We start from the raw sequence: 25,996 nt of genomic DNA, 5'->3' as shown, positions 1-25,996 counted from the left end.
GTGAGCAAGAACCCGGGTGGGAAGACGAACCCGCTGCTGGCGGCGGAACGCGCCGACCGCAATCGCAAGATCTTCATTCAGGTAGCCGTCGCCGCCGTGCTCGTCGGGCTCGTCGCGGCGATCGGCATCGGCATCGCCGTGAAGAAGGCCCGCAAGGACGATCCCGGTCCCACGCCGTCCATCGCCGCGACCGGGAGCATGAATGCCGGCGGCACCCCCGGCTCGATCACCGACAACGGCGCCGTCCGGATCGGCAAGCCGGACGCGAAGGTGACCGTTCGCGTCATCGCCGACCTACAGTGCCCCGCCTGCAAAGCCTTCGAGGCGGCCAACACCCAGGTGCTCGCGGACGCGGTGAACAACGGCACAGCCAAGGTCGAGTACAACATCATCGCATTCCTGGACAAAGCCTCCACCACCCAGTACTCCTCGCGCGCGGCGAACGCCTCCTACTGCGTCGCCGAGTCCGACCCCACGAAGTACCAGGCATGGCTGGCCGCGATGTTCGCCCAACAGCCCGCGGAGGGCGGCAGCGGTCTGCCCGACGACAAGCTGATCCAGATCGCCAAGGACGCCGGCTACACCGACGACGCGGTCGCCGAGTGCATCACCGAACGCAAGTACGACAAGTACATCCAGGCCCGCACCAAGGACGTGCTGGAAAGCGGCATCCAGTCGACCCCGTCGATCTTCGTCAACGGCAAGCAGATCCAGTCGAGCCAGGAGATCTTCGCCCCCGGCGGCCTCGCGCCCACGATTGCCGCCGCGGCCCAGTGATCACCGCCGGGCCACGGGCCGCGTGGATCCTGCTGATCGGCGGACTCGCGGGTTGGCTGGCCGCGGTGGCGCTCACGGTCGAACGGTTCAAGCTCTTCACCGACCCCGGCTACACCCCGTCGTGCAGCATCAACCCGATCCTGTCCTGTGGGTCGGTGATGGTGACCGACCAGGCCGCCGTGTTCGGGTTCCCCAACCCGCTCATCGGCGTCGTCGGCTTCTCCGTCGTGGTCACCCTGGGCGCGCTCGCAGTCGCCGGCGTGGGCTTCCCGCGCTGGATCTGGGGCGGACTCTGGCTGGGTACCGTGTTCGGCGTCGGCTTCATCTGCTGGCTGATCTTCGAAAGCCTCTACCGGATCAACGCGCTGTGCCCGTACTGCCTCGTCGTGTGGGCGATCATCACGCCGCTGCTCGCGGTGATCACCGACCAGCTGTGGGGGCGTTCCCCCGGCCCGCTCGGCGTACTTGTCGAGTGGCGCTGGACCATCGTCGCACTGTTCTACGCGGTCGTCTTGCTGCTGGTGTTCCTGCGCTTCCAGGACTACTGGCTGTCCCTGGTCTGAGACGGCGGATCAGTTCGGCGGGCCCACGGTCAGCACCACCGCCACCGTGCGCTGTCCGCCCGCGCCGGTGACGGCCAGCCGCACGGTGTCGTTCGGTCTGCGCGTGTTCAGCGCCGCGCGCAAGGATTTCGCGCTGGTGATCACGCGGTCGTCGACCGAGGTGATCACGTCGCCGGTGCCGAGTCCCGCGGAATGGGCCGGCATGCCGTAGATCGCGGCATCCACTCGGGCGCCTGTGCCGGTGGGCAGCGCGTTCGAGGTGATCACGCCGAGGGTGGCCGTGGGGCCGATGTGCACGGTGTCGGTCGGGATGCCGGAACGGATCTGGCGGACCACTCGCATGGCCGTATCGATCGGCACCGCGTAGCCGGTCGGTGGTCCGGTGTCCGCGCGCGCAGACGCACCCGACGCCGCCGCGATGACCCCGACCACATCCCCCCGCCGGTCGACCAATGCTCCGCCGGACTGGCCAGAGGTCACCGCCGCAGAGACCTCGAGCATTCCACTGAGCGGTTTCCGCGACAGATCGACGGAGTTGACCGCCACGATCGCGCTGTCCAGGTCGGTGATGTGGCCTTGAACCGCGGTCGGGGTGCCGCCTGCCCCACCTGCGTTGCCGATCGCCATCACCTCGTCCCGCACACGCAGGCCGGCCGAGCTGCCGATAGTGGCGATCCTCAGCGGCGACGCGGCGGAGAGGCCGAGCAGCGCGATGTCGGCACCGGAGTCGTACCCGAGCACCGCGGCGTCGTAGACCGTTCCGTTGCCGACGTCGGTGACAGTCACAGTTTCCGCACCCTTGATCACGTGGTGGCTGGTGAGCACCTCTCCGTCGGCGGTGAGCACGATGCCGGACCCGGCCGCGTCGAGCCCGGAGGTCTTGGTGGACGCGTTGATGTTGACCAGCGCCGACCCTACTGCCGCCTCGGCGAACATCTGATCGAGCGGCGCGCGCGGGCCCAGGGTGATCGGGGTGGCGATCTCGGAAGGGTAGGACCAGGTACGACTCGGCAGCTCGCCCCGATACCCGAGGAAAGCGGTCACGGCGAGCACGAGGGTGACGATCATCACCAGTGCGCGGCCGCGGCCCGACGGGCGCCGGGTCATGTGCTGCCGTTCCTCGTCCATGGTTCTCCCGCTTCGGCTGAACCGCTGACCAATTCCATTGTGGCCGCATCTCTTCGCCGAAGATCGGGAAACACGAGGGAAGGTCCGGTCCGCGCCGCCGGCAGACTGCCACCACCGGGCCCCCGACCTGCCTCTTCCGTGTCCGTGGTTGGCAACGACGCCCATGCGACGGTAGGCATGTATTCATGAGCGAGCGCGGCGAGCGAACAATCAGCACCGCCACCCCGGTGGTCATAGCGGAGCCCAGCGCCAGCGAGGTGGAGTCATGAGTACAGCTGCCGCCTACGCCCTGCCCGCACCCGATGGCCTCTTCGAGAAGGTCTCGATCGAGCGCAGGGACCTGGGTCCGCGCGATGTGCTGATCGACATCAAGTTCGCGGGCATCTGCCACTCCGACATCCATACGGCGCGCGACGAATGGGGCGGCGCCAAGTACCCCTGCGTGCCGGGACACGAAATCGCGGGCCTGGTCGCGGCGGTCGGGTCCGCGGTGACCGAACACCAGGTCGGTGACCGCGTTGGTGTGGGGTGCATGGTCGACTCGTGCGGTGTCTGCGCGCCCTGCCTCGCCGACGAGGAGCAGTACTGCACCGCAGGCGCGACGATGACCTACAACACCCCGGTCGACCCGGCGGTGCAGCCCGGCGGGAACACCCTCGGCGGTTACTCGACGCAGGTCGTGGTGACCGAGCACTTCGTCGTCCAGATCCCGGAGGGCATCGACCTCGATGTCGCAGCGCCGCTGCTGTGCGCCGGCGTCACGCTGTACTCGCCACTGCGGCACTGGGGCGCCGGGCCGGGCAAGAAGGTCGCCATCGTCGGTATGGGCGGGCTCGGTCACGTCGGCGTGAAGATCGCGGCAGCGATGGGCGCCGAGGTCACCGTGCTCAGCCATTCGCTGAGCAAGCAGGACGACGGCAAGCTTTTCGGCGCGAGCGGCTACTACGCGACCAGTGACAAGCAGACCTTCCGCGACCTGCGCGGCCGGTTCGACCTCATTCTGAACACCGTCTCGGCGAACCTCCCGCTGGACGACTACCTGCGACTGCTCAACCTGGACGGCACCCTGGTGATCCTCGGCCTCCCCGAGCACCCGTTGACCGTCAAGCCGTTCGCCCTCACCGGATATCGGCGCTCACTGTCGGGCTCGATGATCGGCGGCATCGCGCAGACCCAGGAAATGCTGACCTTCTGTGCCGAGCACGGCATCGGCGCCGAAATCGAACTGATCTCCGCCGACGAGATCGACGGAGCCTACGACCGCGTTGTGGCCAGCGACGTGCGCTACCGGTTCGTCATCGACATCGCGACCATGTGACCCGCGTCGCGGACCGGTGCGGGCAGGCGGTGTCGGCGAACGAACCGGTCCCGGCATAGGTACGTTGGCCTTGTGTCTGCGGAGGAAAAGGACGAAACGACACGACACGGCGGCGCGTCCGCCGACAAGGCGGTGGTTGCCGCTGCGGCGAGCTCGAGTCCACCGCCGTGGTTGCTGCGTGCGTTCCTGCTCGCCGCGGCGACGGTCGCCGGGCTGGTGGCGGGATTCTGGGTACTCCAGAAATTGCAGGGCCTGCTGACGGTTCTGCTCGTCTCGCTGTTCCTCGCCTTCGCTATCGAGCCCGCCGTGAACTGGCTGGCCCAACGCGGCATGCGCCGAGGTCCCGCCACCGGATTGGTGTTCCTCGCCGTGACCGCCCTCGTCGTCGCCTTCGGGTGGACACTGGGTAACCTGCTGATCGACCAGGCCACCACGCTGGTGCGAAATGCGCCCGACTATGCCGACCGGGCCGTGGACTGGGTCAACCGCACCTTCAAGACCGACATGTCCAGTACGGATATCCAGAAGTACGCCACCGACTGGAGCTCCAACCTGGAGGGCTACCTGACCGGGTTGGCAGGCAACGTATGGGGTATCGGCACCGCCGCGATCGGCGCCGTCTTCCAGGGCCTCGGCATCCTGCTGTTCACCTACTACTTCGCCGCCGACGGCCCCCGCTTCCGTCACGCCGTCTGCTCGCTGCTGCCGCCGAGGCGACAACGACATGTGTTGCGTGCCTGGGACATCGCGGTGGCGAAGACCGGCGGCTACATCTTCTCGCGCGGCCTGCTCGCGCTCATCTCGACGCTCGCCCACTACGCCGCGCTGCGCGTGTTGGACATTCCCTCCGCCTTCGCGCTCGCACTCTGGGTCGGTGTGGTCTCGCAGCTGATCCCCACGGTCGGCACCTATCTCGCGGGTGCGCTTCCGGTGATCGTCGCGCTGGTGCACGGCCCGAGCACCGCGCTGTGGATTCTCGGCTTCATCGTGCTCTATCAACAGTTCGAAAACTATGTGCTGCAACCGCGCATCACCGCGACCACGCTGGACATGCACCCGGCCGTCACGTTCGGCGCGGTACTGGCCGGCGCGGCGGTACTCGGCCCGACCGGCGCGCTGCTCGCCATTCCGGTGACCGCGACGGTCCAGGCGTTCTCCAGCGCGTATATCCGCCGCTACGACGTCCAGCCGGGCCTCGACATCAATCCGCCGGAACCCAAGCAGCCACGAAAATGGACGAGAAAGTTGAGTATTCGCTTCTCCGGCAGCGGCAAACCGCCCGCACGGTGAGGCTGTGGGTGGATCACCACGTGCGAACATGACCGCCGCGTCCGGCATGTCGCCACCGCTGGCCATGGGCTCGCCTCCCGGGTAGAACTCTTCGGAGACGATTCGCACCCTATGGTGCCGAGGCTGGATGGGAACAATGCTGAAGCGGCCGCCGGATCTGGCCTTCGACCTCGGCAAGATGCACCGCAGGCGCAACGACGTGGCAGCCGCGCGCGAGGCGTTCCACGCCGCTGTCGCTTCCGGGCATCCGAACTGGGCGCCGCTGGCCGCCGTGGAGTTGGGTGACTTACTCAGCGCGGCGGGCGACAAGCCGGGGGCCGAGGCGGCCTACCGGGTGGCCGTCGATTCCGGTCATTCCGAGGCGGCGGCGCGCGCGGCGTACAACCTCGCCGTGTTGCTTGCCGAGCGCGGCGATATCGCCGCCGCGGAAGCGGCGTACCAGCTCGCCGCTGAGTCCGGGCATCCGGACGCGGCGCCCCGCGCGTGGATCAATCTCGGCTATTCGCTGGCCCAGCGGGGAGATTCTGGTGCGGCGCGGGCGGCCTACGGACATGCGATGGCCTTCGGCCCCGGCGAGATCACCCGGCTCGCCTTGTCCAATCTGGCCTACCTGTTGCGCAACGAGGACGACCTGGACGGTGTGAAGATCGCCTACCGCACCGCCATCGATCGTTGGCCCGCAGAGCAGGCAGTCGTGGTGGCGCGCGATCTCGTCCAGCACTTGAGCGAAGCCGGCGATCTGGCCGGAGCCAGGGACGTCAGCCGCCACCTGGTCGAATCGGGCGATCCCGCCGTGTCCGCTGGGGCCAGCTGCGACGTCGGGCTGCTCAGCAGCAGGCTCGGCGACACCGCCGCGGCGCTGGCCGCCTTCCAGCGCGCACTCGATTCGACCGACGCCGAAGCCCGAGCACGGGCGGCCGCCGCCATCGCGCCGATCTACTGGGAGCGCGCCGCGACCGTGCTGTGTGAGACCGACTGGGCTGGGCTGGAGCACGCCTACGGTTCCGCGTCCGACGCGCCCGAACTGCTCGCCGACTTGATCAGTCCCCACACCGATGATCAGTCACGCGGCATCGAGTTCCTGTATTCCACTGTCCTGCATCAGGGTTCGATCTACTCCGTCACCGCGCCCGCCGCGGTCGTCGTGCTCGGCGCCATGCTGCACGAGCGCACCGACGTAATGCACGCCAGCGCATCCCGCTGGCTCACCGGACCGCAGCCGTTGCGACTCGGCTTGCTCAACTGGCTGCATGAGGTGATCGCCACCGCCGCATGGCAGTCCGCCGCCGAGGACGACGCCGAACTCAGCCCGGCCGACCGCGCCGCCGCCGCGGCCTGCGTCGCGCTGTTCACCGATTTCCGCGCCGCTGCCGCCGCAACGCTGGCCTCGGCCGAGCCCGACTCGGTAGCCGAGGCCGCTACCGACGTGCTCGCGACGCTCACCTCGCTACCCTCTCTCAACGGGTGATCGCGCGCAGCACCACCTCGACCGATTGCCCGGCGAGTTCATCCGACAGCGGCAGGTGCCCGAACAGCGCGCGGTAGTAGATCGGCGCGGCGACCGCGTCCAGCACGAAGTCCAGATCGATCCCCGGATCGACCTCACCCCGCTCGACGGCCGACCGCAGCGCGATCGCGGTGGTCTGCCTGCGCGGCTCGAAGATGGTGGCCAGGAAGTGGGCGCGTAGCCGCGCGTCCCCCGCCAAGTCCGCGACCAGTGCGGGCAGTACCCGGTGCAGCGAGGTATCCCGCAGCGCGGCAATGAGACTGCGCATAGCGTGGGTGAGGTCGGCGCGCAGGTCACCGGTGTCCGGGGTCGGTTGCAGGCCGAGCAGGTCGGCGACCACGTCGATCACCAGGTGGCGCTTCGACGGCCACCTGCGGTAGATCGCCGGGCGGTGCAGGCCCGCGCGAGCGGCGACCCGACCGATGGACAGGTCGGCGTAGCCGACCTCATCGAGCTCCTCGCGCGCGGCGATCAGCACCGCGGCGTCGATCCGGTCGTCGCGGGTCCGGCCCGCCATCAGAAGATCGGGCGTGGCATCAGCACGACGCGCCAGCCGTCCGGATCGGGAAAGGTCAAGCCGCCGTTGGCTGCCCAGAAGGGGTTTTCCGCGGGCACCGGTTCGACACCGGCTTCGCCGAGTCGTTGCGCCACGTCGTACATGTGGGTCTCGCTGTCGAAGTAGAACACCAAGAGATTCTCCGCACTCGGCGCATCGCCGGGGCTGCCGTTCTCATGCGTGGTGAATTCCAGGTGATATCCGGTCCCAGGCAGTCCGAGCATCACCCCGTCGTAGCCCGCGTGGTTCTCGAATCGGTAGAGCTCGCGCAGGCCGAGACCCTCGACATAGAAGCGCACCACCTCGTCGAGCCGATCGGTCGGGCGGGCGATACGGACCTGCGCGACGCGCAGCGAGTCCGGCCAGGTGTCGGTTTCCATACGTGCATATTACGGTACGTACCGAACCGAATTAAGCCCGATCGCACTCCGCCCAGATCCCGGGCCGCCTTCGATTCGTCGAACGCGACGGCGGCCCAGCTCTTTCGATGGTCAGCCGCTACCTCACTCGGCCGCCTCGACACGCCGGCGGACGCGGCGCGCCGCGGCAACCAGATTGCGCAATGACGGCTCCAGCTGCCAGTAATGGCGCGTCTTCAACCCACCGTCCGGATTCGCCCACAACCGTTCCGGCGTCACCGCTTCCGCTGCCGCCGTGAGCAATTCGTCGAGCTCATCGATGTCCGGGATGCGCGCGGAGCGACTCTCGTACACGCCGGGGCCGACGCCGTGGCTGAGCCCGTGCCCCGAACGCGCGTCCTCTTTCAGCGCCCGCAGCACCCACTCGATGGAGCGGGTCGCCACGATCGCGGTGACGTCGGCGTCGAGTTCCTCGATCGCCTCGACCACCTCGGTGCGGCCGGAATAACCGATATGCGTGTGAATCTGGGTCTCCGCCTGGACACCGGAGGTGGCCAGGCGGAACGCCGCCACCGCCCAGCGCAGATACTCCGCCCTGCCCTCCGGACGCAAGGGCAGCATCTCGCGGATCGCGGGCTCATCGACCTGGATGATCGAGATACCCGCCTTTTCCAGGTCGACCACCTCGTCCCGAATCGCCAGCGCCACCTGGTCGGCGGTCTCGTGCAACGGCTGGTCCTGACGGACGAACGAGCGCGCGATCATAGTGACCGGACCGGTCACCATGCCCTTGACCGGTTTGTCGGTGAGCGATTGCGCGTAGCCGGTCCACTCCACCGACATCGGCGCGGGCCGCGCCACGTCGCCGTACAAGATCGGCGGACGCACACACCGGGATCCGTACACCTGCACCCAGCCGAAGTGAGTGGTGACGAATCCGTCGAGCAGCTCGGCGAAGTACTGGATCATGTCGTTGCGCTCGTGCTCGCCGTGCACCAGCACGTCGAGACCGATGTTCTCCTGCAGCCGGATGGTGGCCTCGATCTCGGCCTCGATTCGCTTGCGGTAGTCCTCGTAGGACAGCCGACCCGCACCGAGTTCATAGCGCGCCTGGCGGATTCGGCCGGCCTGCGGGAAGGACCCGAGCGTGGTCGCGGGCACCGGCGGCAGATTCAGCTTGCGCTGCTGCGCTTCCCTGCGCACCTCGTAGGGCTCGCGCGAACGCATGTCCGGCGTCACCGCGTAGACCCGCTGCCGTACCGCGTGCTTCTGCTTGAAATGCACCTCGGTCGGACGTTTGCGCCACTTGTCCGAGGCACCCTCGGTGAGCGCCTTCGCCAGCGAAACCACCTCCCCCACCTTCTGTTTCGCGAAGGCGAGGCGGTCGGCGACATGGCCCTCGATGTCGTATTCGGCCAGCAGGTCGTATGGCACGTGCAGCAGCGTGGTCCCGGTCGAGACGACCAGGTCCGGGCAGACCTGAGCGAGCTCGTTGAGGTATTCCAGCGTCACGTAGCGGTCGGCACGCCACACGTTGCGACCGCTGATCACGCCCGCGTACAAGCGCTTACGCCGGATGCCCGGCACCTTGGCCAGATCATCCGGACGGATCCGGTAGCTGGCCAGGTCGAGGCCGATCGCCTCGACGCCGGTGCCGGCCAGGATGGTCAATGCCTCGCCGAAATCGCCGTACTGGCCGGTGACCAGGATGCGTGGGCGCAACGGCGCCTTCGAAAGCCGTTGGTAGGCGGCTTCGAACGCGGCCAGTTCGGCGGGCGCGCGCTCGCTGGTGAACGCGGGCTCGTCCAGCTGCACACAGGTGGAGCCGCGCTTGGCGAGGATCTCGAACAGCTCCTCGTATATCGGAAGCAGCTTGTCCAGCAGACTCAGGGTTTCGAAATCCGGCTCACCCGGGATGTGCCCGGCCTTGGACAGCAGCAGCAGCGACACCGGGCCGATGACCACCGGCCGCAGCTCGATGTCGCGCTCCTTCGCGCGGTCGAATTCGTCGAGCAGGGCCTCGGGGTGCAGCGAGAATTCGGTGTCGGCGTCCAGTTCCGGCTGGCGGTAGTGGTAGTTGGTGCCGAAGAAACGGACCAGCTCCAGCGGCGGCAGGTCGGGCCGGCCGCGCGCCATCAGGAAGTAGAAGTCCAGCGGGTCCAACCCGTCCCGGTACGGCCCGAACCGCTTGGGGATCGCACCGAACAGCAGCGCGTTGTCCAGCACGTGGTCGTAGAACGAAAAGGTATTTCCGGGAACCTGAGTCAGCCCCGTGGCGGCCAGCTCGCTGAACTGCTGCTCCTGGATATCGCGGCCGACCGCGAGCAGCTCGTCGCGCCCGATCGCACCGCGCCAGTAGGCCTCCAGTGCCCGCTTGAGCTCCCGGTGCGGTCCGATCCTGGGATAGCCGAGGATGCTCGACCCATAGCCGTCAGTCACGTTCACCATGAGCGGGATACTCCTGTGTTCGATGTGCAACGCTGTGCTTGATTTGCCGCGCCGCGGCGCTGCGTGTTCGCGGCCCCTCGATGGTCTGCGTTCGAGTGGCGAGACTCGCGCCTTTGGCGCATGCGCTGTGTTCGAGTTGCAGCGCCCGCGGCGCCGCGTTGTTCACGGCCCCCTCATGGCTCGCATCCGAGCGGGCGAAACTCGCGCCTACGGCGTATGCGCTTCGCCCACTCGAACACAAGTCTGGCAGCGAACGGTACTTGCAAGACTCGCACCCGACCGCGCTGGGAGGGAACGAATCGGTCGGTTTCACTCCGTGGTTCGCCCGACAACCCGCAGTTGTGCCGGACGTCTAGCGGTTGTACTGGTAGAAACCTGCCCCGGTCTTCTTGCCGAGCAATCCCGCCTCCACCATGCGCATGAGCAGGGGCGGTGCCGAGTACAGCGGCTGTTTGAACTCCGAGTACATCGAGTCGGCGATGGACTTCACGGTGTCGAGGCCGACCAGGTCGGTCAGTGCCAGCGGGCCCATCGGGTGGGCGCAGCCGAGCACCATCGCCTTGTCGATGTCCTCCTTGGTGGCGAAGCCTGATTCGACCATGCGGATGGCCGACAGCAGGTACGGCACCAGCAGGGCGTTGACCACGAAACCGGAGCGGTCGGCGGAGCGCACGACCTGCTTGTCGAGCACGTCGCCCGCAAAGGCCTCGGCCCGCGCGGCGACCGACTCGCTGGTTTTGAGCGTGGTGACCAGCTCGACCAGCGGCAGCACCGGGACGGGGTTGAAGAAGTGCATACCGACCACGCGCTCGGGGTTCGCCGTGGCGACCGCGATCTTCATGATCGGGATGGAGGATGTGTTGGATGCCAGCACCGCGGACGGGTCGGTGACGACCTTGTCCAGCTCGGCGAAGATGCTGGTCTTCACCTTCTCGTCCTCGAGTACCGCCTCGACCACCAGCTGGCGATCGGCGAAGTCGCCGATGTCGGAGGTGAAGCGCAGACGCCACGCGGCCTGTTCGCGCTCGCGCTCGGTGATCTTGCCGCTGCTCACACCGCGGTCGAGCGACCGGAGGATGCGGGCACGGCCGGCGGCAGCCAGTTCTCGGGTCTGTTCGTACACCAGCACGTCGATGTGCGCTCTGGCACACACCTCCGCTATTCCGGCGCCCATCTGGCCGGCGCCGATAACACCGACGCGTTGGATCTTTTCGCTGCTCACGTCCCGCTCCTGCTGGTTTGTCTGGCTGTCGGGTGGCTTTGTGGCGAAGGCGCCGCTCGGGTGGGAGCGAAGCCTTCGATGGTCCAAGTTATAGGGATGCCCTCCCCGCCGGGGCTGTTCAGCGGGGAGGCCGATACACCCCTACCGGAGTAGAGAATTGTCGGTATTCACGTCGGGAACCTCACTTCCCTCGGTTAGCATCAGCCGAGCCCCAAATCGTTAGGTCACTGCTTGCGCAACCACAACGCGCGAGGCCATCGAGCGCCGTTAGCAGCGCTGCAGGCGCTGCTTAATGAAACTGCCCCTCTTCGGTGGAGCCCTTCAGCGCCGCCGTCGACGTGTTCGGGTCGACGGTGGTCGCGATCAGATCGAAGTAGCCGGCACCGACCTCACGCTGATGCTTGGTGGCGGTGTACCCGCGCTCCTCGGCGGCGAACTCGCGCTCCTGCAGGTCGACGTAGGCGGTCATGCCTTCGCGGGCGTAGCCGTAGGCCAGGTCGAACATGCCGTAGTTGAGCGAGTGGAAGCCGGCCAGGGTGATGAACTGGAATTTGAAGCCCATCGCGCCGAGCTCCTTCTGGAACTTCGCGATGGTCGCGTCGTCCAGGTGCGCCTTCCAGTTGAAGGACGGGGAGCAGTTGTAGGCGAGCAGCTGGTCCGGGAACTCGTTGCGCACGGCCTCGGCGAACTGCTTGGCCAGCTCGAGGTCGGGCTTGCCGGTCTCCATCCAGATCAGGTCGGCGTGGGGGGCGTAGGCCTTGGCACGCGCGATGCAGGGATCGATGCCGTTCCGCACGCCGTAGAAGCCTTCGGAAGTGCGGGTGCCGTCCAGGAACGGCCGGTCGCGCTCGTCCACGTCCGAGGTGATCAAGGTGGCGGCTTCGGCGTCGGTGCGGGCGATGATCACCGAGGGCACGTCGGCGACGTCGGCCGCGAGCCGCGCGGAGGTCAGGGTACGGATGTGCTGCTGGGTCGGGATGAGGACCTTGCCGCCCAGGTGGCCGCACTTCTTCTCGGAGGCGAGCTGGTCTTCCCAGTGCACGCCGGCGGCGCCGGCCTGGATCATGGCTTTCTGCAGCTCGTAGGCGTTCAGCGCGCCACCGAAGCCGGCCTCGGCGTCAGCGACGATCGGGGCGAGCCAGTTGGAGACGGAGGTGTCGCCCTCGACCTTGGCGATCTCATCGGCGCGCAGCAGCGCGTTGTTGATGCGGCGGACCACGGCGGGCACCGAGTTGGCCGGGTAGAGGCTCTGGTCCGGGTAGGTGTGGCCGGACAGATTCGCGTCACCGGCGACCTGCCAGCCGGACAGGTAGATGGCCTTCAGGCCGGCGCGGACCTGCTGGACCGCCATGTTGCCGGTGAGGGCGCCGAGCGAGTTGATGTAGTCCTCGTTGTTGACGAGATCCCAGAGGATCTCCGAACCGCGCCGCGCGAGGGTGGCCTCCTCGACGACGGTGCCCTGGAGCTTCGACACCTGCTCCGCGGTGTAGTTCCGAGTGACGCCCTTCCAGCGGGGGTTGGTGTCCCAATCCTTCTGGATTTCCGCAGCGGTCTTCGGGGTGCCGGTGGTCGACATCTCTGACTCCACTTCCTCGTTCGTTCGATGCCGCAGGGGTCGAGCGTGGAAACAACTCAGACTGCTGGAGCGGCAATTTGCAGGCTTGCTAGGCCTATCGGATGTACTTCCACACGATTGCACAACGAGAAATAGCCGTCTACCTGTTGCTACTGCGAATCTCAGCTAGGTTTCGAGCAACGTTTGCCAACTCTGCGAAATTTGCCACCGAATTGCAAGCGTGCAACCTACCAGTCAGTAGCTCTGACATGCGGTTTCAGCGTAACGCTTGTACTGTTAGCGATCGACGGCTGGTACACCCGCGACGCGCCCGGCAATTCCCTCTTGTGAGCACATTCACAAAGCCGCTGTGTCCTGGGCCACCCGAGGACTGGCGGACAGGATCGCGGAGATTTCGACCCCCAGTACCGGCAGGAGCAGAACACGCCACCTACTGGTAGGCAACCCGACCACGCGCGAGCTGTGAGATGTGGACGCATGCGGTCCGTAGCACCATCCGTAGATGCCTTTCAGTCGGATCCACGAGGGCTTCCCCATCGGCGACCCGAGGTTTCGCGCTGGCGGCCGACGGAGTGTGCCCACCGATCTGCGAGGTGGCCTGGCCACACTTCTTACCCGGTGTTTCTGAGCTTCGCTCCCCTGTGCGCGATCACCGCACGGCCGTAGGAGGAGCGACGTCCCCTATGCTTCCGCTGCCGTGCGCACGCGTCTTACGAAAGCGACCGTCCGGCGGAAGACTTCGGCGTCTGGGACGCCATCCGCATCACCAGCTGCCGGTTACTGCGCGACCGACCACTCGCGCACCGTCGCCATTTGCCCGGTGCGTCGTCGGTGTGCCATGGCGGCCGGGACACTGACCGCCCATGGCAATGCTTATGGCTGGGGCCGCTTGCCTTCGGCCACCTCGGTCGCGTAGCCGTCGTAGGCGTCGATGTAGCCGTTGTCGCGGCCTTCCAGGACGTAAAGACGGCCGTCGACTTCGGATGAATAGCCTGTCTTGCGTAGCTCGACCTTGCGGCTTCTGAAGGTCGAGGTCTGCTCCAACTCATCGACCACGCAGATGAACAACGGAACGGCATAGAACGGCAACCGCTGATACAGCCGCTGCGCCAGCCCTGCCCCGTCGAAACATGCGCCTTGGCGCAGCGTGACAGCGGCCATTCCAGCCTTTCCGTCGGCGCCCGGGATAGCAACGCCGTAGACGGCGGCCTGATCAATGGTGTCCTCAGCCGCGATTACCGCCTCGACCTCGGTGGTCGCGACGTTCTCACCTTTCCAGCGAAAGGTGTCACCGAGGCGGTCGACGAACGCGATGTGGTTCAGGCCCTGATCCAAGACCAAGTCGCCGGTGTCGAACCAGACGTCGCCCGCCTCGAACGCGTCACGGACCAGCTTCTGTTCGCCTGCCTCCTCGTCGGTATAGCTGTCGAACGGCGTGCGGGCGGTGATCTTGGACAGCAACAGCCCGACATTGCCGCGCCCAACCCGACGCAGCCTGCCGTCCAGACCTCGACTGGCTCGTCCGGTCTCGTTGTCGTACTCCACGACCGCATAGGGCAGTGCGCCGAAACCTGCCGTCTTATCGGCGTTGAAGATATTGATGAACGCCAACGGAACCTCGCTCGCGCCATAGAACTCGACGATCCGACGGACGCCGAAACGCTCCCGGAACGCGTCCCACAGCTCCGGCCGCAGTCCGTTGCCGACCATCACCCGAACCTGATGTAGGCGGTCGGTCGCCTCGGCAGGCTGGTTGAGCAGATACCGGCACAACTCGCCGACATAGACGAAGGCGGTGGCCTGATTACCGATGAGATCCGGCCAGAACCGTGATGCCGAGAACTTGCGACCCAGCGCCAACGTGGCATCGCCCGCCAGAACCGACGACAACGCAACGGTGAGCGCGTTGTTGTGGTACAGCGGCAGACAGCAGTAAAGGGTGTCGCGGGCACGTAGCCGCACGCCTGCGCCGCCAAACCCGGCGAAGCTCTTGGACCAGCGTAGATGCGACATAATGCTGGCCTTGGGCAGGCCGGTGGTTCCAGAGGTGAAGACAAGGAACGCGCGCTCGGCCGCGGTGATCTCAGCGCACACCTCTGGGTCCTCCGCGGACGCGCTGTGTGAAGCCTGTTCCAGGTCCTCGGCGGCAACCACGACGGTGGGCAGCGCGCGCAACTCGTCGACGGCCGCACGGCACTCCGAGCCCACAACCAGCACCCGGCTTCGCAACAAACCGATGCTGTGCGCGAGCACATCCGCACGCTGGTGGTGGTTGAGCATCCCGGCGGTGGCGCCCAGTTTCACGGTCGCCAATATCAGCAACAGTGTTTCCGGACGGTTGGTCAGCATGATGCCGACCACATCACCGCGCTGCACTCCGTATCCCACCAGCACTGAGGCATAGCGGTTGACGATGGTGTTGGCTTCGCCGTAACTGTAGTCGCGACCCTCGAACCGTACGAAACACTGATCGGGGTGACGGTGCGCAGCCTCCTGGAAAACCAACCCGACCGACCGCTTGCTGTCGGGGCTGGTAAGCAACGCGCCCACATTGCGGACTATGCCCGGCATGTCCCGCGCCAGACCGGGCAACGCTCTGACAACATCGCGCAGCCCGACGGTCGACCGAACACCAGTGTGGTTGTTGCCCATCTAATTCGAGTCTCTCCATTGACGGCATCAGGTTGGTGATGCCGCTTCGAGATCGGCTACGACGATGAGGCGCGACCTAGGCGGCCTTGTGCACACTACCTTGCTCCCCAAAGCATCCAGCCACCCGATCAGCCCGCCACATCGCCATGCAGAATCGGGTGGCACGTCGACTTGCCATGCACCCCATAGCATTCAACGATTCACGGCTCGAACAGCGACGGATAGCTGACCGTGCGAGGGTATCGACGATCTGCTGGCTCGCCCAGGTTTCGGTCTGGCGTTGTCATGCTCGCGACCGTCGGGCAGCTCTAGGCCGATCCATAAGGTGTCGCGCTCGCGATAGAAGACCCAGCGGAAGGCGGTGGGCTCAGCCCCGAACTGCGCCCAGGTTTCATTCTCTCCGAGGAAAAAAGGCGGGCCACGGCACGTTGAGCGCATTGAGATACCGGCACTGCTGTGACCGATCATATTGGTGAACATCGTCATCCCTCTGTACCGAGCGCCGCATCTAGCCGCGCGGCCGCTCCGGGGTCGTGCGCGGCGAGCGCAGCTATCTCCGGCATCGAATCGCGCGGCGAGTTCACCTTGTGGTCAGTCTAATTCCCGCTGCGACCGTACACCGGTTCCAGCAGCACGGCCCGCTATAACCACGCCGTTGCGTGGACGACGCGGCCGCGAAACCCGATCCGAACCAGATCACGCAAAGCACCTCAGCGGCACGAATGATCCGGGTTAGGCTCACGGCCCTTGTTGTTCGACCGCTTGGAGTTTCGCCGATGACGATGCCCCCGTCTCCAGCGCATAGCCGACCCGGCCGCACGCCGCACGGCTCGCCGATCGACACCGACGGCCCGCGGATTCCGCTGTACTCAGCGGAATTCTCGTCCGATCCACACGGGACCTATCGCAAGATGCGTGAAAGATACGGGTCGTTGGTGCCGGTCGAGCTGGCGCCGGGCGTGCCCGCCACCTTGGTGATCGGGTATTACACCGCGGTGCGGATCCTCAACGACCCGGACCATTTTCCGGCCGATCCGCGCACCTGGGAGCAGGACATACCCGCCGACTGCCCGTTGCTGCCGATGATGCAGTGGCGGCCGAACGCGATGCGTAACTCGGGCGCCGAGCATGTCCGTTATCGCCAAGCCAATATCGCGGGTCTCGACGGTGTCGATCAGTACGGCCTGCATGACATCGTGGCGCAGATCGCGATCCCGCTGATCAACTCGTTCTGCGCGGACGGGTCAGCGGATCTGGTTCGCCAGTATGCGCTTCCGCTGGCCTTCAGAGTGCTGAACGCCATGCTCGGTTGTCCCGCCGAGCTCGCACAGCAGGCCGCAACCAGTTTGCGGGCTATCGTCGAGGGCGGCGCGGGCGCGGAGAGCGGGAACAAGACCCTCGCCGACGCGCTGACGAAGTTGGTCCTGCTCAAGCGTGCCGAACCCGGCGACGACGTGACGACGCGGATAATGCAGCACCCGGCCGAGCTGAGCAATACGGAGATGGTGTATCAGCTGAGCACACTGTACGGCGCGGGCATCGAACCGCAGCAAAATCTGATCGTCAACACCCTGTTGCTGATCCTGACCGACGAGCGATTCGGTGGCAGTGTGCTGGGTGGGAGCCTGTCGACCCGGGATGCTCTCGACGAGGTGCTGTTCAACGATCCGCCGATGGCGAACTTCTGTATCAGCTTCCCGAAGCAGCCGATCCTGATCGACGATGTCTGGCTGCCCGCCCACCAACCTGTCCTGATCAGCATGACCGCCTGCAATACCGACCCAGCGATCGGCTCGGACCAGTACGCGGGGAATCGCGCCCATCTGGCTTTTGCTGGAGGCCCGCACAGGTGCCCCGCCAGCTCGCTGGCTTACCTCATCGCGCAGGATGCCATCGACCAACTGCTCGACGCGTTGCCCGAGATGCGTCTGGCACTCCCACCTGGTGAGCTGACTTGGCGGCCGGGCCCGTTCCATCGAGCAATGACATCCCTGCCCGTCGTCTTCCCGAAATCGCCGCCGCTGCCTCTGGCGTAAACGCGCTATGTCGTCGGCCTTCTCTACCAGAAAAACCCGAATTCTTACCGACTACAATCGACCGTTCCGCCGATCAGCATTGAATCAGGAATCTTCGCAATGGCTTTCAGTTCGCAGGCACAGTCTCAGCCACACCGGCAGCCGCAGGTGCGGGTGCCGGAGGAGGCGGGCGAGAATAGGATAGGTCTGGCCGCGGTAACGGACGGCTTCCTGGTGCTATTCGTCGGTCTCGGTGTCTCTCAGCGCGTCTTTCCCGACACCGATGGCACTGTGGCGTTTCTCGCGGCCTGGGTCGTCTGCGTGCTCGCGCTGTCCTTCGCCAATCATGTGATCGGCACCCTGCTTTTCCGGGGAAGTATCGCCAAGCTCCTCTATGGCATGCGGGTGGTGCGGTGGAAGGACGGTCGACAGCCACGCTTCTGGCAGACGTTCTGGCGGTGGTTGTTCGGATTCGTCGTTATCGCCATGCAATACATCTTGGAGGGCGAGAGTGTCGGGCAGGCATGTGGCCTGCGGACCGTACGCAGACGTGACGAGCTCAGGACATAGCGCCCACTGGATGCTCCTTCTGCCAGTGCTCGGCGATGTCGAGGCGGCGGGTGATCCAGACCTGGTCGTACGACTGCACATGGTCGAGCAACCGCTCCAGTGCGGCGGTGCGGGCGGGACGGCCGACCAGCCTGCAGTGCAGTCCGATCGACAGCATCTTCGGGCTGCCCTCCGCGCCTTCGCGATATAGCACATCGAAGGCGTCGCGCAGGTGCGCGAAGAACTGCTCGCCGGTGGGGAATCCGGCGGGCGAGGCGAAACGCATGTCGTTGGTGTCCAGGGTGTAGGGCACCACCAGATGGTCCCGGTCGTGCACCCGCACCCAGTACGGCAGGTCGTCGGCGTAGGAGTCCGAGTCGTAGACGAAGCCGCCGTGCTCCACCACCAGCTCACGGGTATGCGGCGAGTCGCGGCCGGTGTACCAGCCGAGCGGCGCGGCGCCCGTCAGTTCGGTCAGGATGCGCACCGCCTCCGCCATGTGCGCGCGTTCGGTGTCACGATCGGCCAGCTGGTAGGACTTCCAGCGCAAGCCGTGACAGGCGACCTCGTGGCCGAGATCGCGAAAGGCGGCCACCGCCTCGGGGTTTCGCTGCATGGCACGGGCAACGGCAAATACGGTCAACGGCAGCTCGCGCCGCTCGAAGACGCGAAGCACGCGCCACAGCCCCGCACGGGAACCGTATTCGTAGAGCGATTCCATGCTCATATGGCGGTTGGGGAACGCTTCCGCCGGAGTCATTTCCGAAAGGAACGTCTCGGAGTGCTCGTCACCGTCGAGGACACTGCTCTCGCCGCCTTCCTCGTAGTTGAGTACGAACTGGACCGCGATCCGCGCGTCACCCGGCCATTTCGGGTCGGGTGGTCTCGGGCCGTAGCCGACGAAATCCCGTTCGCTCATTCGGTGTCCTCTCGAGCATGAGCGGGAGGCCCTCCGTGGTTACGCAGGCTGCCTCCTCCGGGCCTTGACCCGCTCATGCGGTGTCCTCTCTGGCATGAGCGGGAGGCCCTCCGTGGTTACGCAGGCTGCCTCCTCCGGGCCTTGACCCGCTCATGCGGTGTCCTCTCGAGCATGAGCGGGAGGCCCTCCGTGGTTACGCAGGCTGCCTCCTCCGGGCCTTGACCCGCTCATGTGCCGAGCTCCCCGTACAACCGCAGCCGCGCGAGCCCGCCGTCGGGATAGACGTCCAGGCGGACCTCCTCCACCGACGCGGCCATCGGCGCTATCGGGAACCGGTGCCTGGTGTCGGGCAGCAGTGCGGTACGTGGCAACAACTCCAGCTCGGCGCCGTCGGTGGTGCGGCCGGTGAGCCGGGCCGCGCCCGGACTGTTGCCGAGGAAGTACGAGGTGTCCAGCTCGGCGAGCCGGATCAATCCGGGCCCGGCAAGCCGGATACGAACCCAATCGTTGCCGTCGTCCCTGCGACGGGCGGTCTCCCAGCCGTCGCCCATGCGCCTGGCCAGCCCCGGATAGAGCAGCTGATTGGGCGAGCTGTAGAAGCGGTTGGAGCAGTCCAGCACCAGCGCGCCGTTCTCCAGCGCGGCCAGATCCAGGGGGCCGATGCCGAGCAGCCTCTGGTCGGGCCTGCCCTCGCCGTGCACCCGCAGCCTGGCCACGCCACCGTCGGGGTGCATGGTGAGCTTCACATGCGTCCAGCGCTTCTCACTCTCGACGGTGAAAAGGTTGCGGCTGTCGCCCGCCACCGGCGATCGATCGACCAGGATTACCCAATCATCATGCGCGGCAATGGATTCCGCAGGAAGATAATCATCGATCTCCAGCGCGGAGACCGAGACCGCAGGCGGGTAGTTGCCCGTGAACCACGCGGTGTCGACCACGATCCCACGGATCACGCCCGGCACGCCGAGCCGCACGATCGCCGAGTCGTCGCCGGGCCGTCCGCGGCGTCTGCGGGTCTCCCAGCCGTCATAGATCTGACCCTTGTGCCCGAAGGTGGACGGCCGATAGTCGGCAGGGCCCGGGTTGATCAAATTTTCCTTCTCGGCGAAGAATTCGTCATCGGCCCAGATCACCGAGCCGCCGAGCAAGCGAACCGCCAGATCCGGCAGCAGCGTGAACTCTTCGTTCTCGACGAGATCGCGCATCACACCTCCTGTATCTTGCGGGAAACCCGCACCCGGTCGGCGTCGATGAGCGCTGCGCGATCGTGTCTCATCACACCTCCTGTACCTTGCGGGAAACCCGCACCCGGTCGGCGTCGATGAGCGCTGCGCGATCGTGTCTCATCACACCTCCTGTATCTTGCGGGACACCCGCACCCGGTCGGCGTCGATGAGCGCTGCGCGATCGTGTCTCATCACACCTCCTGTGTCTCGCGCGACCGCACCGTTCGGGTGGCCGTTCATCGCGTCTCCGGCGGAATCGGTGCACGGGCCACCAAGGCGCGTAGGACAGCCTGGGTCAACGCAGGGGCGCCCGAGTCGTTGCGGGCGCCGCAGCCGATCCCGCGCAGGACGGTGGCGGCCAGGGCTTCCGCGGTGGCGGGCTCGTCCAGCACGCCACCGCCGCGCCGGTCCAAGTAGGCCAGCAGACGCGGTACCGCCACGTCGATCGCCGTGCGGAAGAAGTCGTAGGTGGCCAGCCAGCGGGTGACCAGATGGCCGGGATGCATGTCCCAGCCCTGGTAGTAACCGCGTCGCAGTGAGCGGGCAACCAGGCGGTGATGGTTGCGCAGCGCGGCTTCGGGCTCGGCCTCGGGCACGATTTGGGTGGAGCCGTCGCACACCCACACCCCGGTCTGCGCGGCCGCGACCTGCATGACCGCCTTGGCGTAGTCGGCGGCGGGGTGGTCGAGCGCCTGGTCCGGCGCGGCGACACCGCAGGCGGCGGTGTAGTCGTAGGTGCCGAAATGCAGTCCGCTGCATCGCCCCTCGGCCAGTCCGATCATCTCGGCAACCGGCGCGGTGCCGTCCGCGGCGATGATCGCCTGCGGACTCTCGATCTGCAGTTCGAAACGCAGCGTGCCCTCCGCGAAGCCGTAGCCACGTTCGATGCCCGCGCATAGCTGCGTCAACGCCGCGACTTGCTGCACGGCACGAACTTTCGGCACAGTGAAGACGAAGCCGTCCGGCACCCCGCCCGCGCTGTCGAGCACCAGTTCGAGCGTGCGAAGGGCACGGTGCCGCTCGCCGCCTGCCAGGCCCTTCATCCGAATGCCACCGGTAGGGCTGCCGGGCCGCCGCGCCCAAGCCGCGAGAACAGTGCCTGCCGTCACCGCGGCGCGGTCCTCCTCGGCGTCGGCACGGAAGCCGTAGCCGTCCTCGAAGTCGATGCGCAGGTCCTGGACCGGGTCCCGCTCCAGCCGTTTGCGAACGTCCGGCAGCGACGCGGTTCGGTCGAGGGACGCCAGCAGGTCGAAATGGCGGTCGAGCAGCTCGACCGCGGCCGTGCCCCATTCGCGTGGGGTCTCCTCGGCGACCCGATCGGCCGGAACGTACACGGTGTGGATCGGCTGTGTTCTGCCGTGCGGCGGCCTACCATTCGAGCCCGGATACCTGCGCCGCAGGTCGGCGTCGACCCCGTCGAGCAGCGCCTCGATCCTGGTGCGGACGTTCGTGGGCACCTTTGTCACCGTCGGCCCTCCTCCTGAATCGCACGCCAGACCCGGTCTGCCGTCATCGGCAGCCGGGCCACGCGCACCCCGACGGCATCGCGGATCGCGTTGGCCAGGGCGGGCGCGACCGGGTTGTACGGTGACTCGCTCATCGACTTCGCGCCGAGCGGCCCCAGCTCGTCGGCCGTGTCGGCGAAGTACACCTCGGTACGTGGCACGTCGGCGAACTGCGGGACGTGGTAGTGCCGCAAGCTCCGTGTGGTCACCGCACCATGATCGCTGCGCATGTCCTCATACAACGCCGATCCGACGGCCTGCGCGACACCACCCTCCACCTGCCCGCGGCACTGCACCGGGTTGAGCACCGTGCCCGCGTCGGCGGCATGGACCGACTGGAGAATGCGGACCGAGCCGGTGTCGGGGTGCACGGCGACGCGGACGGCGTGCACGTTGAAACTGACCGACCTGGGGCTGCCCGCGTGCTGACCGTGCGCGGTCAGCGCACCGTCGACCAGCAGCTCGTCCGCGCCGAGCAGTCGGTCGCCACAACGGACGCCGCCTGCCTCCAGCACGCAGTCGTGCTCGGGAATTCCCGCCAGCTTCGCCGCCCTGGCCAGTATGAGTGCGCGCAGCTCCCGCGCCGCCACATAGCAGGCGTTGCCGGCGACCACGATGCCGGTGGAGCCGAACGCGCCGGTGTCGTGCCCGACCAAGTCGGTGTCGGACTGCCGGATCACGATGCGGGACGCGTCGGTGTCCAGCACGGTGGCTGCCAGCTGCGCGTGCACTGTTGTTGTGCCATTACCGAATTCCGTCGTGCCGACCCGGATCTCGTAGCGTCCGTCCGGCAGCAGGCTCACCGTCGCGTCCGCATGGTGACCGCGTGGCGGAATCGTCGCGATCATCGCGGTGGCCATGCCCGTGCCGACCAGCCATTCCGAGCCGGGCGCACGAACATCGTTGCCTCGCAGTAGAGCTCGCTCGGCGAGGTCGAGACACTGATCCAGGCCGTAGCTGCCGAACATCAGGTCGCCCTCGTTCACCGCGGCACCGACGAACGGGTCGCCGGGCACCACCACATTGCGCCGCCGGAACTCGAACGGGTCGATGCCGAGCGTGCTGGCGAGATCGTCCAACGCCGACTCCACCCCGAAGATCACCTGGCCGAGGCCGTAGCCGCGGTATGCGCCGGACGGAAGGTTGTTGGTGTACACCACCTTGGCGTCGACCCGCTTGTTGGCGCAGCGGTAGAGCTCCACCGACTCGCCGACACCGTGGAACATCACTCCCGCACTGTGGTTGCCGTACGCACCGGCATCGGCTAGAACGTCGACGGCCAGCGCGGTGAGCACGCCGTTCGCGTCGGCGCCCGCTGACACCGCGACCCGCATCGGATGGCGGCAGGTCGCGGCGGTGAACTCGTCGGTGCGGGTGAATTCGTACTGCACCGGCCTGCCGGTACGCAGCACGGCCAGCGCGATCAGGTCTTCGGCCAGCATCTCCTGCTTGGCGCCGAACCCGCCACCGACCCGCGCGGCGAACACTCGCACCTGCGTGCGCGACAGCCCGAACAGGTGGCACAGCTCGTCGCGCACCAGGAATGGAACCTGGGTGCTGCACCGAATGACGAGCCTGCCGTCCGCGTCCAGCCATCCGATCCCGCCGTGCGTCTCCAGATGCACATGCTGCCCGCGCGGCGAATGCCACACACCCCGCACCACGTGCGCCGCGGCGGCCAGACCCGCCGCCACGTCGCCGACGGCGCCGTGCACTTCGGCGACCAGGTTGCGGTTGGCGTCAGTGATCCGCGCCCCGTCCGGTTTGTCTCCATGCAGTTTCGGCGCGCCGGGGAGCAACGCCTCCTCCGGGTCGAACACCGCGGGCAAAATCTGGTAATCCACGCGCAGCAGCGAGCACGCCGCGCGGGCGACCGCGACGCTCTCGGCAACGACCGCCGCCACGCGCTGTCCGACGAAGCGGACCGTGCGGTCGAGCATGTAGGTGTCATCGGGATCGTCCGCCCGCAGCTGGTGGCGCGCGGTCGAGAACGCGACGGGTGGCGCGTCGGCGTAGGTGAGCACCGCGTGCACCCCGGGCAGCGCTTCGGCGGCCACACTGTCGATCGATCGGATCAGCGCGTGCGCGTGCGGGCTCGGCAGTACCGCGATATGCAGCGGGGGCGTCGGAGGAGCCGTGGCGGTATCGCCCGGTCGCTCGCCGTCCGCGATGGCGCGGGGCAGCATGTCGAAGGTGAAAGGCTCGGTGCCGGTGACGATACGGGGTCCGGCCGGAGCCCCGACTCCGCTGCCGGCCCGCCCCGTCGTATCGACTCGTTGCGCGGAAGTCGGGTCCGCGCCAAGGTCGTCCGCGGTAGTCGGCGTGCCCAGCGCCGCTACGATCGCCCGGTAACCCGTGCAGCGACACAGGTTTCCCTTCATCAATTCGGCACGTTCCGTCTCGGACTCCCCGACCTGTCCCGCGATCCCGCAACCGAGGCCCGCGGCGGTGACGACCATGCCCGCAGTGCAGAAACCACATTGGAATCCGGCGTTGTCGAGGAACCTGCGCTGCACCGGGTGCGGGTCGTCCGGCGTCCCGAGCCCGGCCGCCGTGGTAACGACACGACCGGCGGCGCGATACGCCGGAAACACGCAGGAGTGCACCGTCGCGCCGTCGACCAGCACCGAGCACGCGCCGCAATCACCCGCGTCACAGCCCTTTTTCACCGCCAGATGGCCACTCTCGCGCAGCGCGGTCCGCAGGCATTGCCCCGGCCGCACCTCGATCTCGACGGACCTGCCGTCCACCTCGAACCTCAGCACGACTCACGCTCTCGCAGTTCCGCGGCGACCTCGCGGGCGAGCAGCCCGGCGACGTGCCGACGCCAATCCGGCGATCCGTGCGGGTCGTCGAACCACACGGTGGAATCGATCGCGCCGACCGCTCCCGCGATCTCGCTGTCACTCGGCGGCACAGCGAAATCCAGGACGACGGGCCGGATCGTTGCGGCCGTGAGGGTGACAGCACTCCGACCGTCCGGGTCCCGCCGACCCATCACCACGGCACCGGACCGCCCGAGCGGCGCGAGCGCGATCTTCCGAAAGCTGATCCGCGCCAGCAGACTCGGCAGCGGTACGGTGATCGACCGCAGTACGTCACCCTGCCGCAGCACGGTGCATCCCGGGCTGATGACGAAGTCCCGCAATGGAATACGCCGATCCGACCCATCCGACGCCCACACCAGCGCGACAGCGTCGAGTGCGGTCAGCGCACCGAGCACCGCACCGGCGGGCAGCGCGAGACAGACGTTGCCGCCCACCGTGGCAGTACGCCAGATCTTGTGTGACGCGAGCAGCGCGCGGCAGGACCGCGCGAACAGCGCGGTTCCCGGCCAACCTTCGAGCAGCACGGGTGTCCCCAGCTCGCGCCCCGGCGCGGCCCCCGCGAACTCGGCCAGGGTGCAGGTCGCGGCGATCTCCAGTCCGTCCGCCACCACCTCCAACGCGGGCCACCCCATGGTCGTGATGTCGACCAGCCGCTCCAACCGATCCTGCGGTTCGGAGAACAAAAACGTCCCTCCGGCGAGAATCGCGGTCGACGTCCCGAGCGCCCCCAGATCCGCTCGCTCGCGCGCGACCACTACCTCCCGGATGGTGTCCAGGTCCACGTCTCACCTCATTCCTGCCTCTCCGCCAAAGGTAGAGCCAGTCGGTTGCCGCGATGTTGCGCGACACCACCGCAGATTTCGCGGCCGTTACCTGGTCGGGGGCCACCACCTCCGGCCGGGATCTCCGGGCTGTCCGAACCGATACTGTTCCAGTATCTCGCTTACGGCCTGACCAGGCACGAGCCGCCGCAACTCGAATAGTGGCGCGGTGTGGCGCAGCGAACGCCCGGATTTCTGAACCGCACGTGTGCAAGAGGCAGGGTGGTCTATCTGTGGGTGGCGCTCCCGAACTCCGGGCCGATGATCGTTGGCTGCCCCTTTTGCCGGGGTCCCCCGCCGTCGTGCCGACATCGATGTCGACCACCCGACATCGTCGTCGGGGCGGGGAGTGTCCGGGTGACCCCTCGCCACCCGAACCACTTCCCTCACGGTGTCGGGCCGACATCGTTGTCGACCACCCGACTTCCTCGTCGGGCCGGGGAGTGTCCGGGTGACCCCTCGCCACCCGAACCATTTCCCTCACGGCAGCAAGCATGCGCGATTAGGGGTAGGTTCCCGCATCGGTAATGGAGAGACAGCGATAGGGGTCATTACCTACGAGGCGAGGACCGGCGTTCTGCGAACGCAACGTCCGGAAGCATCGCCCGCGGGTTCCCTCGACCGGCCAGCCGCTCGTCGTGTCCGAGATAGGGCGCTCTTCGCACGCCGATCGGTCCCGCGAGGGGCTGTGTGACGTGCCATCGTTTCGGGCTCTTCCCCGCAGCCGCCGCGGCGCG

General features: G+C 67.1%; 19 protein-coding genes. 7 read left to right on the top strand and 12 right to left on the bottom strand.

The annotated features are described in order from the left end of the window. A complete protein-coding gene (locus AB0H00_RS03310; RefSeq protein ID WP_357259980.1) occupies positions 1-777 on the top strand; it encodes a thioredoxin domain-containing protein in 777 nt (258 codons plus the stop codon). Continuing rightward, positions 774-1,340 (top strand): vitamin K epoxide reductase family protein, encoded by a 567-nt coding sequence (locus AB0H00_RS03305; protein WP_357259977.1) that lies wholly within the window; start codon positions 774-776, stop codon positions 1,338-1,340. Before AB0H00_RS03310 ends, AB0H00_RS03305 begins: the two co-directional genes overlap by 4 nt. A 9-nt stretch (positions 1,341-1,349) precedes the next feature. On the opposite strand, the gene AB0H00_RS03300 is transcribed toward AB0H00_RS03305, so the two are convergent. Further along, positions 1,350-2,468, bottom strand: a complete 1,119-nt coding sequence (locus AB0H00_RS03300) for a trypsin-like peptidase domain-containing protein (RefSeq protein WP_357259974.1) — start codon at positions 2,466-2,468, stop codon at positions 1,350-1,352. 265 nt (positions 2,469-2,733) lie between these two features. Here AB0H00_RS03300 and AB0H00_RS03295 point away from each other — a divergent pair, with 265 nt between their 5' ends. From AB0H00_RS03295 to AB0H00_RS03285, 3 genes are all read left to right on the top strand, one after another. Continuing rightward, positions 2,734-3,786 carry an NAD(P)-dependent alcohol dehydrogenase gene (locus AB0H00_RS03295; RefSeq protein WP_357259971.1) on the top strand — a complete coding sequence of 351 codons (1,053 nt, stop codon included), beginning with the start codon at positions 2,734-2,736 and terminating at the stop codon, positions 3,784-3,786. A gap of 72 nt (positions 3,787-3,858) precedes the next feature. After that, positions 3,859-5,076, top strand: a complete 1,218-nt coding sequence (locus AB0H00_RS03290) for an AI-2E family transporter (protein ID WP_357259968.1) — start codon at positions 3,859-3,861, stop codon at positions 5,074-5,076. 127 nt (positions 5,077-5,203) lie between these two features. Then, positions 5,204-6,544, top strand: coding sequence for a hypothetical protein (locus AB0H00_RS03285; protein WP_357259965.1), 1,341 nt, complete (start codon positions 5,204-5,206; stop codon positions 6,542-6,544). Here AB0H00_RS03285 and AB0H00_RS03280 read toward each other — a convergent pair. The 6 genes from AB0H00_RS03280 to AB0H00_RS03255 form a co-directional block, all read right to left on the bottom strand. Next, on the bottom strand, positions 6,534-7,100 hold the full coding sequence (locus AB0H00_RS03280) for a TetR/AcrR family transcriptional regulator (RefSeq protein WP_357259962.1): 567 nt from the start codon (positions 7,098-7,100) through the stop codon (positions 6,534-6,536). The two genes, AB0H00_RS03285 and AB0H00_RS03280, sit on opposite strands and share 11 nt — an antisense overlap. Continuing rightward, complete coding sequence (locus AB0H00_RS03275) at positions 7,100-7,519, bottom strand: VOC family protein (protein ID WP_357259959.1); 420 nt, start codon at positions 7,517-7,519, stop codon at positions 7,100-7,102. The genes AB0H00_RS03280 and AB0H00_RS03275 overlap by 1 nt, the downstream gene beginning before the upstream one ends. A gap of 123 nt (positions 7,520-7,642) precedes the next feature. Continuing rightward, positions 7,643-9,946 carry a 5-methyltetrahydropteroyltriglutamate--homocysteine S-methyltransferase gene (gene metE / locus AB0H00_RS03270; protein ID WP_357259956.1) on the bottom strand — a complete coding sequence of 768 codons (2,304 nt, stop codon included), beginning with the start codon at positions 9,944-9,946 and terminating at the stop codon, positions 7,643-7,645. 352 nt (positions 9,947-10,298) lie between these two features. Next, positions 10,299-11,168: a 3-hydroxybutyryl-CoA dehydrogenase gene (locus AB0H00_RS03265; protein WP_357259953.1), complete on the bottom strand. Its 870-nt coding sequence runs from the start codon at positions 11,166-11,168 to the stop codon at positions 10,299-10,301. Positions 11,169-11,457: 289 nt separating this feature from the next. Continuing rightward, positions 11,458-12,744 (bottom strand): isocitrate lyase, encoded by a 1,287-nt coding sequence (gene aceA, locus AB0H00_RS03260; RefSeq protein WP_357259950.1) that lies wholly within the window; start codon positions 12,742-12,744, stop codon positions 11,458-11,460. Between the two features lie 873 nt (positions 12,745-13,617). Then, complete coding sequence (locus AB0H00_RS03255; protein WP_357259947.1) at positions 13,618-15,396, bottom strand: long-chain-acyl-CoA synthetase; 1,779 nt, start codon at positions 15,394-15,396, stop codon at positions 13,618-13,620. A gap of 776 nt (positions 15,397-16,172) precedes the next feature. On the opposite strand from AB0H00_RS03255, the gene AB0H00_RS03250 reads away from it, so the two are divergent. Beyond that, positions 16,173-17,432: a cytochrome P450 gene (locus AB0H00_RS03250; RefSeq protein WP_357259944.1), complete on the top strand. Its 1,260-nt coding sequence runs from the start codon at positions 16,173-16,175 to the stop codon at positions 17,430-17,432. Positions 17,433-17,531: 99 nt separating this feature from the next. Then, complete coding sequence (locus AB0H00_RS03245) at positions 17,532-17,981, top strand: RDD family protein (protein WP_357259942.1); 450 nt, start codon at positions 17,532-17,534, stop codon at positions 17,979-17,981. On the opposite strand, the gene puuE is transcribed toward AB0H00_RS03245, so the two are convergent. The 5 genes from puuE to AB0H00_RS03220 all read right to left on the bottom strand — a co-directional run bounded on the left by puuE (position 17,971) and on the right by AB0H00_RS03220 (position 25,220). Next, positions 17,971-18,879 (bottom strand): allantoinase PuuE, encoded by a 909-nt coding sequence (gene puuE, locus AB0H00_RS03240; protein WP_357259939.1) that lies wholly within the window; start codon positions 18,877-18,879, stop codon positions 17,971-17,973. The genes AB0H00_RS03245 and puuE overlap by 11 nt on opposite strands. 227 nt (positions 18,880-19,106) lie before the next feature. Next, positions 19,107-20,084 carry an allantoicase gene (gene alc / locus AB0H00_RS03235; protein WP_357259936.1) on the bottom strand — a complete coding sequence of 326 codons (978 nt, stop codon included), beginning with the start codon at positions 20,082-20,084 and terminating at the stop codon, positions 19,107-19,109. A gap of 257 nt (positions 20,085-20,341) precedes the next feature. Next, positions 20,342-21,571, bottom strand: coding sequence for an aldolase/citrate lyase family protein (locus tag AB0H00_RS03230; RefSeq protein ID WP_357259933.1), 1,230 nt, complete (start codon positions 21,569-21,571; stop codon positions 20,342-20,344). Then, positions 21,568-24,372 (bottom strand): molybdopterin cofactor-binding domain-containing protein, encoded by a 2,805-nt coding sequence (locus AB0H00_RS03225; RefSeq protein WP_357260427.1) that lies wholly within the window; start codon positions 24,370-24,372, stop codon positions 21,568-21,570. The genes AB0H00_RS03230 and AB0H00_RS03225 overlap by 4 nt, the downstream gene beginning before the upstream one ends. Then, positions 24,369-25,220 carry an FAD binding domain-containing protein gene (locus tag AB0H00_RS03220; protein ID WP_357259930.1) on the bottom strand — a complete coding sequence of 284 codons (852 nt, stop codon included), beginning with the start codon at positions 25,218-25,220 and terminating at the stop codon, positions 24,369-24,371. The genes AB0H00_RS03225 and AB0H00_RS03220 overlap by 4 nt, the downstream gene beginning before the upstream one ends. Positions 25,221-25,996 lie beyond the last annotated feature (776 nt).

The sequence above is a fragment of the Nocardia sp. NPDC023852 genome (assembly GCF_040639505.1).
Lineage (GTDB): Bacteria > Actinomycetota > Actinomycetes > Mycobacteriales > Mycobacteriaceae > Nocardia.
This window is presented reverse-complemented; position numbering and strand designations above follow the sequence as displayed.